This window comes from Flagellimonas spongiicola, from assembly GCF_023502425.1.
In the GTDB taxonomy this organism is placed as follows: Bacteria; Bacteroidota; Bacteroidia; order Flavobacteriales; family Flavobacteriaceae; genus Flagellimonas; species Flagellimonas spongiicola.
On sequence record NZ_JAMFMA010000001.1, the window covers coordinates 441,611 to 457,434 of the forward strand.

General features: G+C 39.3%; 16 protein-coding genes and 1 other RNA gene. 7 read left to right on the top strand and 10 right to left on the bottom strand.

Translation table 11 applies throughout. From position 1 onward, the window contains the following. Window position 1 precedes the first annotated feature (1 nt). Both M3P19_RS02160 and M3P19_RS02165 read right to left on the bottom strand, forming a co-directional pair. On the bottom strand, window positions 2–325 hold the full coding sequence (locus M3P19_RS02160; protein ID WP_249655975.1) for a CCC motif membrane protein: 324 nt from the start codon (window positions 323–325) through the stop codon (window positions 2–4). Between the two features lie 10 nt (window positions 326–335). Then, complete coding sequence (locus tag M3P19_RS02165) at window positions 336–653, bottom strand: DUF2752 domain-containing protein (RefSeq protein ID WP_249655976.1); 318 nt, start codon at window positions 651–653, stop codon at window positions 336–338. 73 nt (window positions 654–726) lie between these two features. Between M3P19_RS02165 and M3P19_RS02170 the strand changes: the two genes are divergently transcribed. Beyond that, a complete protein-coding gene (locus tag M3P19_RS02170; RefSeq protein ID WP_249655977.1) occupies window positions 727–1,281 on the top strand; it encodes a Smr/MutS family protein in 555 nt (184 codons plus the stop codon). On the opposite strand, the gene M3P19_RS02175 is transcribed toward M3P19_RS02170, so the two are convergent. Then, a complete protein-coding gene (locus tag M3P19_RS02175) occupies window positions 1,271–1,789 on the bottom strand; it encodes a hypothetical protein (protein WP_249655978.1) in 519 nt (172 codons plus the stop codon). The genes M3P19_RS02170 and M3P19_RS02175 overlap by 11 nt on opposite strands. Before the next feature lie 111 nt (window positions 1,790–1,900). On the opposite strand from M3P19_RS02175, the gene M3P19_RS02180 reads away from it, so the two are divergent. Next, on the top strand, window positions 1,901–3,049 hold the full coding sequence (locus tag M3P19_RS02180) for a cysteine desulfurase family protein (RefSeq protein ID WP_249655979.1): 1,149 nt from the start codon (window positions 1,901–1,903) through the stop codon (window positions 3,047–3,049). On the opposite strand, the gene M3P19_RS02185 is transcribed toward M3P19_RS02180, so the two are convergent. The 3 genes from M3P19_RS02185 to M3P19_RS02195 are packed head-to-tail and all read right to left on the bottom strand — an operon-like array spanning window position 3,046 to window position 7,871. Beyond that, window positions 3,046–3,699, bottom strand: coding sequence for a hypothetical protein (locus tag M3P19_RS02185; RefSeq protein ID WP_249655980.1), 654 nt, complete (start codon window positions 3,697–3,699; stop codon window positions 3,046–3,048). The two genes, M3P19_RS02180 and M3P19_RS02185, sit on opposite strands and share 4 nt — an antisense overlap. A gap of 9 nt (window positions 3,700–3,708) precedes the next feature. Next, window positions 3,709–6,147, bottom strand: a complete 2,439-nt coding sequence (locus M3P19_RS02190) for a TonB-dependent receptor (protein ID WP_249655981.1) — start codon at window positions 6,145–6,147, stop codon at window positions 3,709–3,711. A gap of 32 nt (window positions 6,148–6,179) precedes the next feature. Then, window positions 6,180–7,871 carry a M23 family metallopeptidase gene (locus M3P19_RS02195; protein ID WP_249655982.1) on the bottom strand — a complete coding sequence of 564 codons (1,692 nt, stop codon included), beginning with the start codon at window positions 7,869–7,871 and terminating at the stop codon, window positions 6,180–6,182. A 165-nt stretch (window positions 7,872–8,036) separates the two neighbouring features. Between M3P19_RS02195 and M3P19_RS02200 the strand changes: the two genes are divergently transcribed. The 5 genes from M3P19_RS02200 to M3P19_RS02220 all read left to right on the top strand — a co-directional run bounded on the left by M3P19_RS02200 (window position 8,037) and on the right by M3P19_RS02220 (window position 10,918). Next, a complete protein-coding gene (locus M3P19_RS02200; protein WP_249655983.1) occupies window positions 8,037–8,327 on the top strand; it encodes a hypothetical protein in 291 nt (96 codons plus the stop codon). A 14-nt stretch (window positions 8,328–8,341) separates the two neighbouring features. Then, window positions 8,342–8,635, top strand: coding sequence for a cell division protein ZapA (locus tag M3P19_RS02205; protein WP_249655984.1), 294 nt, complete (start codon window positions 8,342–8,344; stop codon window positions 8,633–8,635). 55 nt (window positions 8,636–8,690) lie between these two features. Beyond that, window positions 8,691–8,800: non-coding RNA, 6S RNA (ssrS, locus tag M3P19_RS02210), on the top strand. Between the two features lie 51 nt (window positions 8,801–8,851). Beyond that, window positions 8,852–10,423 carry a ribonuclease Y gene (gene rny, locus M3P19_RS02215; RefSeq protein WP_249655985.1) on the top strand — a complete coding sequence of 524 codons (1,572 nt, stop codon included), beginning with the start codon at window positions 8,852–8,854 and terminating at the stop codon, window positions 10,421–10,423. Between the two features lie 75 nt (window positions 10,424–10,498). Continuing rightward, entirely contained in the window at window positions 10,499–10,918 is a 420-nt protein-coding gene (locus M3P19_RS02220; protein WP_249655986.1) for a CBS domain-containing protein, read from the top strand. A 21-nt stretch (window positions 10,919–10,939) separates the two neighbouring features. On the opposite strand, the gene M3P19_RS02225 is transcribed toward M3P19_RS02220, so the two are convergent. From M3P19_RS02225 to M3P19_RS02240, 4 genes are all read right to left on the bottom strand, one after another. After that, complete coding sequence (locus tag M3P19_RS02225; protein WP_249655987.1) at window positions 10,940–13,003, bottom strand: DUF349 domain-containing protein; 2,064 nt, start codon at window positions 13,001–13,003, stop codon at window positions 10,940–10,942. A gap of 141 nt (window positions 13,004–13,144) precedes the next feature. Further along, a complete protein-coding gene (locus M3P19_RS02230; RefSeq protein WP_249655988.1) occupies window positions 13,145–13,897 on the bottom strand; it encodes a shikimate dehydrogenase family protein in 753 nt (250 codons plus the stop codon). Further along, window positions 13,851–14,888, bottom strand: coding sequence for a DUF368 domain-containing protein (locus M3P19_RS02235; protein ID WP_249655989.1), 1,038 nt, complete (start codon window positions 14,886–14,888; stop codon window positions 13,851–13,853). The genes M3P19_RS02230 and M3P19_RS02235 overlap by 47 nt, the downstream gene beginning before the upstream one ends. An 18-nt stretch (window positions 14,889–14,906) precedes the next feature. After that, window positions 14,907–15,824: a DUF368 domain-containing protein gene (locus M3P19_RS02240; protein ID WP_249655990.1), complete on the bottom strand. Its 918-nt coding sequence runs from the start codon at window positions 15,822–15,824 to the stop codon at window positions 14,907–14,909.

A 15,824-nucleotide genomic window follows, 5' to 3' on the forward strand; every position in this document is an offset into this window, starting at 1 on the left:
GTTATTGTCCGTATTGTTCAAGTAACTGTTCTTGCATTTCTTGGATGCCTTCCATTCCTATGGTGCTGAACAAGAAAATGGTATAACCCAGGTAAAGTACATTTAAAATGATACCTATTATGGCCAAAATCTTACCAGTCTTTACGTTATTGTATCCCTCATAATTCTCTGGGCTTTCCATATATAATTTGGTAGCCTTATTGGCCAAAATCAGTGCAATTACACCAAAAATTAGACCAAGCACACCGTAACAGCAACATGTTACAATGGAAATGATTCCGAAAACAAGAATCAATGTGGAATTTGGGAGTTTTTGTTTTTCCATGATTAGGGTTTTAGTTGATTATAGTACTCATTTTTATTACATAACTAATAATGATCGTTCCTGCCGCGAGCAGCATTAAGATCAATTTTATTTGTGGAGCATATTTGATTTTCACGAAAAATGTTGAAATGAGGAAAATCAGGAGCAGCATAATGGGATATATCGCAGGATACATTTTAAAAGCTCCCACAAAGTCGCCTTGAAAAAGCAAATGAACCGCTCTTTGCATTCCACAGCCCGGGCAGTCAAAACCAAAAATCTTCTTGTTCATACATGGGAGCATATAATCCCTTGCGTTCAGGTGAAGTGCGAAAAGGTTTGAAAGCATGGTTATGGTTATGATCAAGTAAATTACTACTATTTTTGGTATTGCTTATAAATTTTCAAAATATTTTTGAAGGGTGTCAAATACAAAATTCAAGATAGGGGATAAGGTAGAAGTCTTGGATGAGAATATCACCGGCTACGTTGACGATTTGGTAGGAGAAACGGTGATTGTAATTACGGAAGATGGATTTCCGTTAAGCTATCAAGCCGATGAACTTTTGTTGAAAAAAGAAGGTATCAAGGTTTCCAACTATGAAGCATCTATGGTCAAAAAAGAGAAAGACCGTCCTTCAAAAAAAAGAACAAGCACCCCAAAACCAAAGCAGCGAAATGCTCCCAAAATGGAAGTTGATCTTCACGTCCATCAGCTTATTAAATCCACAAGGGGGATGAGTAAATTTGATATTGTAAACCTTCAATTGGACACAGCAAAAAGACAATTGGAATTTGCCATCCAAAGACGAATACAGAAAATAGTGTTCATTCACGGTGTAGGGGAAGGTATCCTCAAGGAAGAACTAGGCTATTTGTTTCGAAAATATGAAGGTATAGATTGGTATGATGCCGATTACCAAAAATATGGAATGGGAGCCACAGAAGTTTATATATGCCAAAGCGCTAATTCGTGATGGCTGTGCTCACTATGCCAAACTCATCAATGGTTAAATTGGTTATTCGTTCTCCATTTTCGGTGATAAAGGAGACCCCACTTAGTGTGATATTGTGTTCAAATTCGGTCTGATCTGCATTAGCCGTGGTCACAATGGTTACAAGACCATCTTCAGCAACAACTTCCTGGCTAACGGTGGGTGTGGCTGGAGGTACATCGGAACAGAAGTAACTTGAACTTACCCCATCCGAGAAATTTCGGTAAATCAATTGTGATTGGCTGGATATACTACTTTCTGTAATTACGGTTTCCCCAATCGAGCCATTATTCAAAACGCCACTTTGCAACGTAAGTATTAACGCTTCGCTATTGTTGATTTTAAAAAGCAAATTTCCAGTATCCGCTTGTGGGGCATCACAAAACTGTATGATTTCGTCATTAAAATCGATGGTTTCAATCTGAAGGTCGCCATCACTGCAAGAAACAAGAGCTAACACAAGCAAGAAAGGGAAGAAGATTTTTTTCATGGCCCAAATTTAAAGTAATTCAAAATTAATACCTGAATCAAGGAGTAGACTTTAAAAGAAATTAACTTTATTTCACCTATTTTTGATGATTGGAAAATTGATAGCTTAATCATGCAAAAAGTGTATCTAGATAACGCGGCTACAACACAGGTTAGGGCTGAGGTTATCTCAAAAATGCAAGTGGCATTGTCGGACTTTTATGGCAATCCATCCAGCACCCATAGTTTTGGTAGGTCAGCTAAAACTGCTGTAGAACAAGCACGCAAGACTATTGCCAAAACTCTTAATGCCCATCCATCCGAGATTATTTTTACTTCTGGAGGAACTGAAGCTGATAATATGATCCTTCGTTGCGCGGTTCGTGATTTGGAAGTGAAGACAATCATAACTTCCAAAATAGAACATCATGCTGTATTGCATACTGCAGAGGAGTTGGAAAAAGAGTATGGAATAAACTTACTTTTTGTGGATTTGGATGCATTTGGTAATCCTGATATTGGGCACTTAAAAACGCTTTTAGCTCAAGATGCATCCAAGAAACTTGTAAGTCTTATGCATGTAAATAATGAAATAGGCAACTTGGTTGATATCAACGCTATTGGTGAATTGAGTAAGGAACATAATGCTTTGTTCCATTCAGATACGGTACAATCCGTAGGCCATTATCCTTGGGATGTACAAGCAACTTCAGTAGACTTTTTTACCGCAGCTGCTCATAAGTTCCATGGGCCCAAAGGTGTTGGTTTTGCATTTATCCGCAAGAATTCAGGCTTAAAACCCATGATTTTTGGAGGCTCCCAAGAAAGAGGGTATAGAGCAGGGACAGAACCGTTTCACAATATCGTTGGTTTAGAGGAAGCTTTTGTGCAGTCCTATGACAACTTGGAGGAAGAAATGGCATATGTAAAAGGGTTGAAGCAGTATTTTATTGAAAAAATCCAAGAAGCAATTCCCGGAGTACAGTTCAATGGGCATTCAGGTGACCTTGAAAAAAGCACTTATACATTGGCCAATGTGCGATTGCCAATTGATAAGCAAAAGGCATTGATGCTTTTGTTTCACTTGGATATCAAAGGAATTGCTTGTTCAAAAGGAAGCGCTTGTCAATCTGGAAGTGCAATGGGTTCGCATGTGCTTACTCAAATCCTTCCGACTGAAGAACTTGAAAAACCCTCACTGCGTTTTTCTTTTTCCAAATACAACACTAAAGAAGAGTTGGATTACGCAATTGCAGTTCTAAAAGAGTTTTCCGAGAGTTAGGATTTGTTTTTGCGCTGTTTTTTTTCCTTGTCATAAGGAAATTTACGGGAAGCCAATTTCATCATTTTGTCAATAAGTTCGGTGGTATTCTTACCGGTCTTTTTGGTAATTGCCTTTTCATATTTCCAGAGCAATTTTCCAGAATCACCATCACTGACTTTTACGCCGATTCTACCGTAATTGGCATCCCCGCTAAAGTAATCCAACAAATTAAAATCGGTTGGAACACCCTTGGAGAGTAAAATGTTAAGGTTCAGATTTCCACTAATTATGCCATCAACCTCTAAAATTTTACAAAGTTCGTTTATGGTATGGATATCTAAATTGTCGTAAGTGATTCCATTTTGGGCCAAAATTGCATTGGTGTCTTCAATATTTTGGAAATCCACATTGAACTTTTTACGCTTTTTCCTTTTGGAGAAATAGGTTTCCAAAGCATTTTGAACGGCGTAACCTTCCTTTTTGGCCAATTCCTTTAGTTCATTGCGATCTACATGGCGCTTTAGATCCAAATTGGCAATAAACGGTATGATTGCAAGAACTTCGTGGTGTTCACTTAATTCGTCAAACCTTCGATTTTCATATATGTTCTTTTGGCCGAACGCTGAACTTAACATCACGAAAGCCAAAAGAAAAAGTAATTTTTTCATCAGTGTATTTTAAAAACGCAAGCCAAATTTCAAATTTAGAATGCGACCGGTAAGAAAATTTGGGACGGCGAATTGTCGTTGTGTGTCCACATCCCTTACCCATGTATTCGTAATGGAATTCTGATTGTTGAACATATTGAAAATTTCAAAACCAACATTGAACTCCTTGAACCTATGCAGCCAATGCCCTTCGGGGAACTGACTTTTTCTATCGGCAAAAATATAGGAAATTCCCATATCCGCACGTTTATAATCTCTTAATCTATTCTGAAAATCATAGGGATCTACGTAATTGGGTGACCCTCCTGGTACTCCTGTATTATAAATTAGGTTGAGGTAGAGTTTTAGGTTAGGAATGGTAGGAATATAGTCTTGGAACAATACACCAAATTTCAAACGCTGGTCGGTAGGTCGGGATAGGTAACCGCGTTGGTTGGAGTTTTCTTTGGTCTCCAAATAGCCAAGGCTTACCCAGGATTGCGCCCCTGGCACAAAAGCTCCTGTAAGTCGAAAATCAAAGCCGTAGGCGTAAGCTGTTGCATCGTTGTTCGCAGCATAACGAACTCGGACATCCTCAATAGTATATGTATTTATTTGGGACATATCCTTGTAATACGCTTCGCCAATTAGGGTAAAGGGCCGGTTCCATAAGTTGAAACTGTATTCGCTGCCTAACACATAATGGACGGATTTTTGGGCTTTAACTTCTGGGTTGATAGCACCGGTATTGTCCCGTAATTCCCTGTAGAATGGGGGCTGTTGATAACTTCCAATAGCCGCTCTAAATACTATATCTTTTTCCCAGTAAGGTTTGATGGAAAATTGTGCTCGCGGACTTAGAATGCTTTGTTTACTTCGTTCAAAACCAACAGCATTAGCGGACCATAGTTGCGTTCTTATACCAAGGTTATAATACACATCATGTTTGCCTAATTTGGTTTGTTTGGCAAATTGAACATGACCAGAAAAGCGATGGGTTTTTACAAAGTTGGTGGCTTGGACTTGGTCATAAGCCACTAGGTCTCCAGTGAATGGTTCTTCCGGTTGATTATTTTGAAAAGCTGGTTGAAATGGACGAATGAAAAATCCAGCGGAATCAATAAATTCCGATTCTCGGAGCTGGTCTCGAATATCCTCAAAGGTATACTTGACTCCCCAATTAATAGTAGAACCGTTATTCTTGTGAATGCCCCCATGGCTAATGGCGAAAAGTAACGCATCCAACTGGTTTCTGGCTCTATTGTATTGTGATCCTACACCTCTTGAATTGGTTGCCTCACCAAAAGATTCGTTGTTTAAATTGCTGTCCACCTCGCCTAACTCGTAAGCTGCAATGATATCTGAAAACTCTTCCTCTTGTGTATGGTAAATAGAGGTGGTCAAGTTCAATTTGGTTTTTTCACTAACCAGAAAATCACCTTTTAATGCAGCTATACCACTTTCATAACTACTCTTTTCTTTCCCTTGATAAAAAATAACCAGAGCCCGTGGATCATTCAAGGTGCCAAAATTAGTTTGCCGGGATTGAGGTTCATTATTGTAATCATTGACTGCGTAGGTACCCAAAAACCCAAGCCGAAATTTATCTGAAAATTGGAAGCTCATGTAATTTTGAACATCGACGAATACAGGGTTGTAATTGCCTTCTGTCTGTTGACTATTCACCAAAAGACCATTATTACGATATCTAATACCTGAAATTGCACTGAATCTTTTGTTTTTGGAGGCGGATTCTATTGTAGTTGAAGCGCCTAATAAATCTGCATTAAGTTTAAGCCCAAATGCTGTTGGAATCTTATAGGTAATATCTAGAACAGAAGACAGTTTATCTCCATATTTAGCTTGAAACCCGCCAGAGGAAAAATCCAAGGACGAAATCATGTCACTATTGATAAAGCTCAAACCTTCTTGCTGCGCAGAACGAACCAAGAATGGACGATAGACTTCAATGCCATTGACATAGACCAGGTTTTCATCAAAGTTGCCGCCTCGGACATTGTATTGCGTACTCAGCTCGTTGTTAAAAGAAACACCGGGAAGAAGCTTCAGTACGTTCTCCACACCTGAATTGGCGCCCGGTATTTTTCTAGCAATTACTGGGTCGATTGTAGTAATGCCTTCTAGTTTTTTAGAGCCAGTTGGTGTTACTTCAACACCTGCAATTTGGGTGAGGTTTGTTTTCATCACCGGATTAAACTCAAAAGTCTCATTGGTGGTCAATATGAGATCTTCTAATATAATAGCTTCATGGCCCAAATGTGTAAAACTTAGTTCTACTTTGGTTTCAGCGATAATTACAAGAAGGTAATTTCCATTGGAATCAGTTACTCCACCGGTATCATTTGCGGTAATATTAACATTGGGGAGTGGTTGGCTGTTTTCATCCAGAACACGCCCGAAGACCGTTGCGGTTTGGCTGTAAACACCCGTGGTCCAGATAAGAACCAAGAAAAAAAAGACTTTTTTGCTATAGGATGGCACTATTTTCTAAAAAACGTACTTCGGAAAGTACTGGAATTACCTACATTATCAGTAACGGTAAGCTCAAGATCACATTGTGTTAGATCTAGAATCTTATCATCGAAATTATAGGTAAGGGTGCGCGTTTTGGGCTCGTATTCCATCAGAATCCACTCGCCATTAAGTGTGGCGCTGTAGGAATTGATTCCGCTAAGATCATCTGAAATTCTTAAGCTTAGATAATTGTAATTGCTAAGCCATTGCTTTTCTTTAAAATTTCGGGCCTTTATCTCTGGAGCTATAGTATCCTTGGCAAGCGTATAGATTCCAAGGGACCTGGTACGTGTGGTAAAAGAACCATCTCTTTTGAATGTTTTTGTGTATCGAGGTTCCAGTTTATCATCCAATCGGGCAATAAAAAGCTGTTGTTTATCGGCTTCAGCATATTTTGAAGCGTCAAAGCTGATGGTGAAATTCCGGTGTGCGGCTACTCTATTGTTATGAATGGTTACTGTATCGGTTCCTTTCTTTAGGTCGATGTAAAAATCGCGATAAAACGTGTTCGCCGGGAAATACACCTTAGCAGCGCCCAAATCGAAATTATTAGGTTTATCCGCAATAATATAGTCGTTTGTTTTATCGGCAATTCTTTCAACAATTGGTTGCTCTCTTTTGCCATCCACGGGGATGACTACCTTGATCTGATTCTGTTCGATATCGGATATTAAAAGTTCAATCGTATAGGACAAACCTTCTTTAATCTCAATTTTACCATTGTTTTTGAGGTTTTTATAGATGCCTAAACGGTTATGTGGTTCCTTAAAACACTTTTGGATACGTTGGCGAAATCGGCCAAAATGGGCATAATCAATCAAAGTATTGATGTACCGAGTCTCACCAAAAGAAAACGACTCAAAATCATATTCGGAATAAACTGTACCGTTGACAGTTTGTTTAACGGAAAACACACCGTTTTTATTCGCTGCCAAGTCCTGACGGTCAAACCCATGAAACCCAAAGCCAATAGTGCCAATTGCAGTAACTTTATCCGCCATAAAAGTCCCATCAGCCTGTTTGGTAAAGTTCAATTGTATTTTTCTTCCACTTTTATTGACGACTGCATCTTCGGAAATGGGATAACCATATAGCCCCAACATAGTTGGGTTGGTAGCATCACGCACCTCATAGCCATAGAGTAGGGGGTTCGTTGGTTTCTCCGAAACACTACTTCGAATTTCAAAATGCAAATGTGGGCCTGAGGAGCCGCCGGTATTGCCTGAAAACGCAATTACCGAGCCTTTGGAGACTTTAAGTTCCCCATAATCTGGAAATACTTCAACCTCGTAGGATCTCTTGCTATATTGGATTTTTTTGATGTATGCCTCTATTTCCGGACTGAACTTTTGTAAATGGGCATACACTGATGTATAGCCATTTGGATGCGCAACATAAATGGCTTTCCCGTAACCCCATAAGGAAATTTTGATTCGAGTTACCGTACCGTCCGCTATCGAATATACCGGCAAACCCTGCCTGCGTTGTGTTTTAATATCTATTCCCGAATGAAAATGGTTAGATCTTAATTCGCCGAAGGTGCCAGCTAAGACCAAGGGGATATCCAAAGGAGATTGAAAAGCATCTTGGGGATATTTTTCCTGAGCTGATACTAAAAAGGAGAGGAAAAACAAGATTCCGGGTAAATATAAACGCATAAGGAAATTTATAATTACATACGAATGTAACCAATGTTTTGATTTAGAAAAAGGTTTCCTTTACTAAAGCGGGTTCGCGGAGCATTCCATCAAGATAAAGAGGAAAACTATTGTGCGGTTAACAGAGGTTGGTTAACTTTGTGTGATACGCATTGATGTTTGCATATGGGCGAGCTTGTTGAAATTGTTGATTCTTTGGAAAACAAGGTGAGCAAATTGTTGCACAAAATGGAATTGTTGCACAAAGCTAATACCAAGTTGAAAGAAGAATTGGAATTTGCAAAAGAGGAAAACAAGGTTCAACTAAGCACCATAAATGAATGGGAGGAGAAATATAACTCCCTAAAAATGGCAAATACAATGCTGGGTAGTAACACTAATAAAACAGAAGCCAAGCTCAAAATAAACACATTGATCCGTGAATTGGATGTTTGTATCGCCAAACTAGCGGATTAAGATGCATAGAATATATGGAGGAGAAGCTCAAAATAAAGCTTTCCATTGCAGATAGGGTATATCCTTTGACCATAGACCCCAAACAAGAAGAGGGGTTACGTAAAGCGGCCAAAAACATAGAAAATTTGGCTAAGAAGTTTGAGCAAAACTATGCAGTGCGTGACAAGCAAGATGTTCTTGCAATGTGTGCCTTACAGTTTGCCTCCAAGATTGAGCAAGGTGGAATAGATAGTTCGGAAAACACCAAAGCGGCATATGAACGCTTAAAAGCTTTGGACGATTTGGTACATTCCAAACTTGGAGAATAAGTTCTTTTAAATAAAATATTTGTTACTGCCCACATTGGTAATTATTTTTTGACAAACTCAACACTATTATATTTGAAAAGGGTGAGTTTAGGTTGTAAAAGCAGGCCCTACCTGTATAGGGATCCTTGATCAACTTGTTAGCCCTAAACCTGTAATTTGGAGTTTGTACAAAACTTCGGCTAATGTGGGCTTTTTTTATAACCAAACATAAGCAACATGGATAGCACTATATTATTGGTTGTGGCGGGGGTAGTAGGATTGATCATTGGATTCGCAATTGCCAAAATGATGGAGAAAGGAAAAGCCGCTAAGACCATTTCTGGAGCAAAGAAGGAGGCTTCCGATATTGTCAAAGAAGCAAAAAAAGAAGGTGAAAACATAAAAAAGGATAAAATCTTCCAGGCCAAGGAAAAATTTCTGGAACTAAAGGCCGAACATGAAAAGGTCATCATAAATAAGGATAAGAAAATTGCCGAAGCTGAAAAACGAACCCGAGATAAGGAATCACAAATCAGCAATGAACTTACCAAAAACAAAAAACTAAACGATAAACTTGAAACTAGAATCAAGGAAGTTTCCTATAAAAGTGAGATTCTAGAAAAGAAGCAATCGGAGGTAGAAAAACTTCATAAAAGTCAGGTTCAGCAGCTGGAAGTAATTTCTGGACTATCCGCTGAAGATGCGAAAAGTCAACTGTTGGAGTCGTTGAAAGAGACAGCCAAGACGGATGCAATGGCTTATCTTCAGAGTACCCTTGAGGAAGCGAAGCTTACTGCCCAGCAAGAAGCACGAAAAATAGTCATCAATACCATTCAACGCATTGGTACGGAAGAAGCAGTTGAAAACTGTGTTTCCGTTTTCAATTTGGAATCTGATGATGTTAAAGGACGAATCATTGGTAGGGAAGGACGTAATATCCGTGCCATAGAAGCAGCTACTGGTGTCGAGATTATTGTAGATGATACGCCAGAAGCCATTATCCTTTCTTGTTTTGATTCCGTGCGTAGGGAAGTAGCACGATTGTCGTTACATCGCTTGGTAACGGACGGAAGAATCCATCCTGCACGTATTGAGGAAATCGTTAAAAAGACGGAAAAACAAATCAACGAGGAAATTGCGGAAATCGGTAAACGTACGGTCATTGATTTGGGGATTCATGGTTTACACCCAGAGTTGATAAAGGCAGTAGGTAGAATGAAATACCGTTCCTCATATGGCCAGAACTTGTTACAACACTCAAGAGAGGTTGCAAAACTTTGTGGGGTAATGGCTGCAGAATTGGGACTAAACCCAAAAATTGCCAAAAGAGCAGGTTTATTGCATGACATAGGCAAGGTGCCAAATACCGAGGTTGAGGTTGAAACCCCACACGCGATTCTTGGTATGCAATGGGCCCAAAAGTATGGCGAAAAGAAAGAGGTGTGCAATGCCATTGGTGCCCACCATGATGAAATAGAAATGACCACCTTGATTTCTCCAATTGTACAGGTTTGTGATGCTATTAGTGGTGCGCGACCTGGGGCAAGAAGACAAGTATTGGATTCCTACATCCAACGTTTGAAAGATTTGGAGGATATTGCGTTTGGTTTCAATGGCGTTCAAAAGGCGTATGCCATTCAAGCAGGAAGAGAGCTTCGGGTAATTGTTGAGAGCGAAAAAGTAAGCGATGACAAAGCCGCGGAGTTATCTTTTGAGATTTCCCAAAAGATTCAAACAGATATGACCTATCCGGGTCAGGTAAAAGTTACGGTAATTCGGGAAACGCGTTCAGTTAATGTGGCCAAGTAATTCTGCAGGCTGACTTTTATCATAATTTTCCCGCATAGATAGGGCTAATTTCATGGTAGTTTTAAATCAAATATCATGAAAAAGCGAGTTCCTGTTTCCGAGATAATGTCCAGAGATTTGGTCACTTTGACCACAGCAGATGATTTGGTCTATGCTGAAGAATTGTTCAAGAAAAATCGCATCCGACATATTCCAGTGGTTGCTACGGATAAAATTGTTGGAATGTTGAGTTATACCGATTTACTTCGTATAAGCTTTGCAGATGCCGTGGATGAGCATGAAGAATCTGTAGATACAATGGTCTACAATATGTTCACAATTTCACAAGTAATGGCCCGTGACGTTGTTAGCGTTACCTCCCAAACAACAATTAAAGAAGTGGCGCAATTTTTGGCATCGAAAGACTTTCACGCCCTACCTGTAGTTGATAATGGGAAATTGGTGGGTATTGTAACCACCACTGATTTAATCAACTACCTACTGGATTTGTATTGAATTCCTTAAGAGTTCTGAGGCCTATTCCTCTTCCCCGGAAGATTCGGAATTGGTCTCTTCCGCCTCTTTGTTCCTATTGTTTTTGAGGATGTTCAATTTTTTCAGCTTGGCTTGCCATGTCTCTAAAGACTCTTTATGCTGGTTGATGTTTTTGATAACATCCTTCACCAACGGATTATCTTCGGAAGCATTTGAGAAGAATTGCAAATTATTTTCCAATTGCCTTATCTCTGCCTTGCTCTCGTCAATTTTCCTGCGAATAAATGTGCGTTCGTTGTTGATCGCACGTTCATCATCGGCTTTGGCCAATTCTTGCATTTTATCGCCATAACGCAATAGCTCTGATTCTTGTTTGCTTACGCCAAGCTTTCTGAACAGGGCATCAACAATTTTGTTGAATTTACCATTAATATGCTTTTTATTGTATGGAATTCTCCCGTAACCTTTCCATTCATTGATGAATCCCTTTAAGGTCTCAAGGTCTTTTTCATTTTCACCAGTTAGTTGGAACGCCTTTAAGCGATCTAAGCAAGCACTCTTCTTTTCAAAATTCTCGTATTCTGCCTTTTGGGATTCATTTTTTTGCGCATGTAATCTGTTGAAATAATGATTGCAAGCGTCTTTGAATTCATTCCATATTTTATCGGAGTATTTCCTAGGTACATGGCCAATTTTCTTCCATTCACTTTGAATGCGTTTCATTTCTGGGGTGGCCATTTCGCGATCGTCACTGTCTTTTAATGCCAATGCCAAACCAAGTAAGGCGCGTTTTTTCTCCAGATTTTCCAGTTGTTCTTTCTTTTGACTTTTATAGAACGCATTTTTGTTTCTATTAAATGTCCTTACAACTTCCTTAAACGCACTCCAAGTTTGTTCATTCACTTTTTGTGGAACCTTTCCTGCTTTGAAAAAGTCTTCCCTAAGTGCTTCTATTTCCTTTATCTGTTGCTGTAAAGCTCTGTGGTTGTTAGTCACATTATTGGCAATTTTACCAATCTCCGCTATTATTTCCTGTTTCTTTTCAAGGTTTTTCTCATAAACCTTGTCCATTTCCTGAAAATGCTCCTGTCTGCGCTGATGCATGGCTTTGGTTGCGTTGCTAAAACGTTCCCAGACTTCTTCGCGTTGCTCTTTGGCGACAGGACCAATATCTTCCTTCCAGATTTTATGTAACGTCTGTAATTCTCTGAAGGCCTTACCAAGGTCAGGCTCATTAACAAGCCCTTCAGCGCGTTCCACTAATTTTAATTTTTCTTCAAGGTTGTGCTTGAAATCAAGATCTCGAAGCTCTCGATTTAAATGCAGGAAATCGTAAAAAATCTCCATATGATGATGGTACGTACGCCATACATCATTGTAATTATTACGAGGAACCGGACCTGCATTACGCCAGTTTTCCTGTAATTCCTTGAAGTTTTTATACGTGGTATTGATGTCTTCTTCAACATTTACCAACCCTTTCAATTCCTCAATGATCTCCAATCTGCGTTGCAGGTTGTTTTTGAGAGATTGTTCAAGTTGCTTGTAATACTGATCACGTTTTTCGCGATATTCAGAGAAGACTTCGTTAAATTGTCTTTTAGCCACAGAATTGTATCTAAAGTCAATCGCATTTCCTCCGTGGGAGACAAACTCTTCTTTCTTATGCTCAATGAATTCCTGGAACTTCTGGTCAAATTCGTATTTAATGGAGCTTACATGTTTGCCAATGGCTTGAACTTTCTCGTTCTTCACCAAACGTTGTAGCTCACCCACCAAATTTTCCATGGACATGGAATGGTAGTCCAAAAAGGGGATATGATGACGTTTTTCGTTATCCACATCTTCAGCATCTTCCGCATTGGATTCGTCGATTTCCTCAATAGCTTCTTCAGCTTCTTCGGATTTGGGTACGGCTGCATCCTTCGTTTCCGCAGGTGCTTCTGCCTTCTCCGTTTCTTTTTCTTCCTTTATTTCCTGTACGGGCTCCTCCGTTGTGTTGGTTTCAGAATTGGGGGATTCTTCTAAATTTGTCTTTTCACTTTCCGTTTGTTGCCCAGTACCACCACCTTCAGTCTCCTGAAGTTTTTGCTCGTTATCCTGCATTAGTAGTTTCTTTACCTTTTTGGATTGATGATAATTATAGCCAAGTTAACAACTAAATTACCTAATAACAAAAGTAGTGATTCTTCTTTTGGGCAGGTTTTGCGGTATTTTTTAAGGAATTGACGGATTTTGGATTAGAAACTAAGGCGTATTCCATATTTCCCAAGCTTTTTCCGCTTGATATTCCAACATTTTCTGACCATTGATTATTGTTGCTCCATTTAGCGCTCCAAGTTCTAGAAAGGTGGTTTTGGAAGGGTTATAGATTAGGTCAAAAAGTAAATGTTTTGAAGTGAGATATTCGTAGGGCAGATCAGGCTTGTCTTTTACCTTGGGATAAGTTCCCAAAGGTGTGCAGTTTACAATTACTGTAAATTCTGTTATTAATTCCTGGCTAAGCTCCTTGTAGGTTAATTGACCAGGCTTTGAAGATCTGGAAACCAATACATTTTCGATGTTCAACTGTTCCAATGCGTAGGATACCGCTTTGGACGCACCTCCTGTTCCTAGAATCAGTGCTTTGTTATGCGTTGGTTTCAGTGCGGGTTCCAATGATTTCTGAAATCCGTAATAGTCCGTATTAAAACCAATAAGTCCATGCTCAGTAAATCTGATGGTATTTACTGCTCCAATTGATTTAGCGGTATCATCAAGATCCTGGAGGTAGGGCATGACCAACTCCTTGTAGGGTATAGTAACATTCATTCCCGATAGGCGGTTGTCCGAAATCAATGCTTTAAACTCGGTAATATTTGGAATATCAAAATTTTCATAGCTATGATCATCCAGTCCCAATGACTCGAATTTTTTGGTAAAATAGCCCTTGGAAAAGGAATAGCTAATGTTTTTACCGAGTAGCCCGAATCTTTTTTCTTTCTTTTCTGTTTTTCCCATACCAATCCAAAACCAATAATACCAAAACGCCGAGAATAATAAAAACCACTGCCCAATAAGTGTCTATATTGGATAAGCTTGGTAAATAGCGTTCGTAATTCAAAACAATTTTGTCACCATTACTGTCCAGCAAAGTATTTCCTGCACTGTCCAATTTGTACATGGTTCTTTTCCATGGCCATAAAACACCTAGGGAGCCGGTAATAAAACCAAGAATCACTGCTGTTGAAATATTCTTGTAATGTTTAAGGACATAGCTCAATAAATGTGAAAAAGTGACCAAACCTGTAGCTGAACCTAAAGTAAAAACCCCAAGAATCTTCAGTGTTTGCAATCTCTTGGGATTTTCCATAAAACCGAAATCCCCAACCAGCAATTCTGACATGGTATCGTACAAAGCATTCACAGAATCCACCAATAGCAAAACATAATTACCAAGTAAAATTAGAATAAAGGAACCTGACAACCCTGGAAGGGTCATCCCTGAGACGCTGATAATACCGCAGAAAAAGATAAATATCAGATTATCGTTTTCTGTAGCTGGACTTAAAAAGCTAATGGAAATACCCACAACCAGCCCAACAAAACCAAAAAGGATGTTGCGTTGATTCCAATGATGAAAATCTTTACCGATGTAGTAAATGGAGCCCAATATCATTCCAAAAAAACCAGCCCACACGTAGAGCTCTTTTTGGGCCAAAAAATAATCCAATACCCTAGAAACACTGAAATAGCTGAAAAGCATTCCTGCAATAAGCAATACCAAAAACTGTCCGTTGGTATATTGGTAGAAACTTTTAAACCGACCATTTATGAGCAGTTTAAATGCCTTTCCATTAATCTTTTGTAAGGAATAAATGAATTCTTCATAAAAGCCACCAACAAAGGCAACAATTCCTCCCGATACACCTGGCACCTTGTTTGCGGCACCCATGCATAAGCCTTTTATGACCAAAAAGAAATTGTCAAGAAATGTTCTTGGCTGATGCATGCTTCTATGATGTTAATCCTATTTTTTGGAGGCCGTTCTTTCGAGGATAAAAATAATGGAAAAACCAACAATGGCGAGTATAACTGCGGCGAGCAATTGATTGTCACCTTCAAATGCTGAAGGCCAAACGTTTATGTCCTTAACCACAACGGTTTTGTCACCATAGGTCCTTGTTTCCAATACCTTTTTCCAAGGCCACACTTGATTTATGGAGCCTATTATCAGTCCGGTAAGAACAGCAAAAGTTTGAAATTTGTACTTGTTCAACAACCATTTCAAAACCTTGGAAAAACTCAAAAGTCCAATTACTGCCCCAGAAACGAAAATCAATATCTTTTTGATATCCAAATCTGCAATGGCTGTACTCAATGTGCTATATGCGCCAAGAAGTATAAGGATAAACGTACCTGATATACCAGGTAAAATCATTGCGCAAATGGCAATTGCTGCACAGATGAAAAAGTAAAGCTGATTGTCCGAAGCTTCTGAGCTTGGTAAGGTGGTGAGAAAGTAACCTAGGCCTATGCCCAAAATCAAAAATAATACGGAAGAAAGATTCCATTTTGGTATTTGTTTGCCCATATACCAAATACTGGCTATGATCAATCCGAGGAAAAACGACCAAATAAGTATTGGATGGTTCTCAAGAAGGTATTTTGCCAATTTCATGAAGGTCACATAGCTGACCAAAACACCAGCGCCAAGAGCAAGCACAAAGTTCCCATTTGCTTTGGTCCAGAAATCCTTCAGTTTACCTTGTAAAAGGAGTTTAAGAAGCGCCAAATTTATGTTTCCAATGGTCCCAACAAGTTCCTCATAAATTCCTGAAACTAAAGCAATGGTGCCACCTGATACACCAGGAACAGCATCAGCTGCACCCATGGCCATACCTTTAAGGCCAATCAACACATAATCGACTAATTTGCGTGCTTTCAT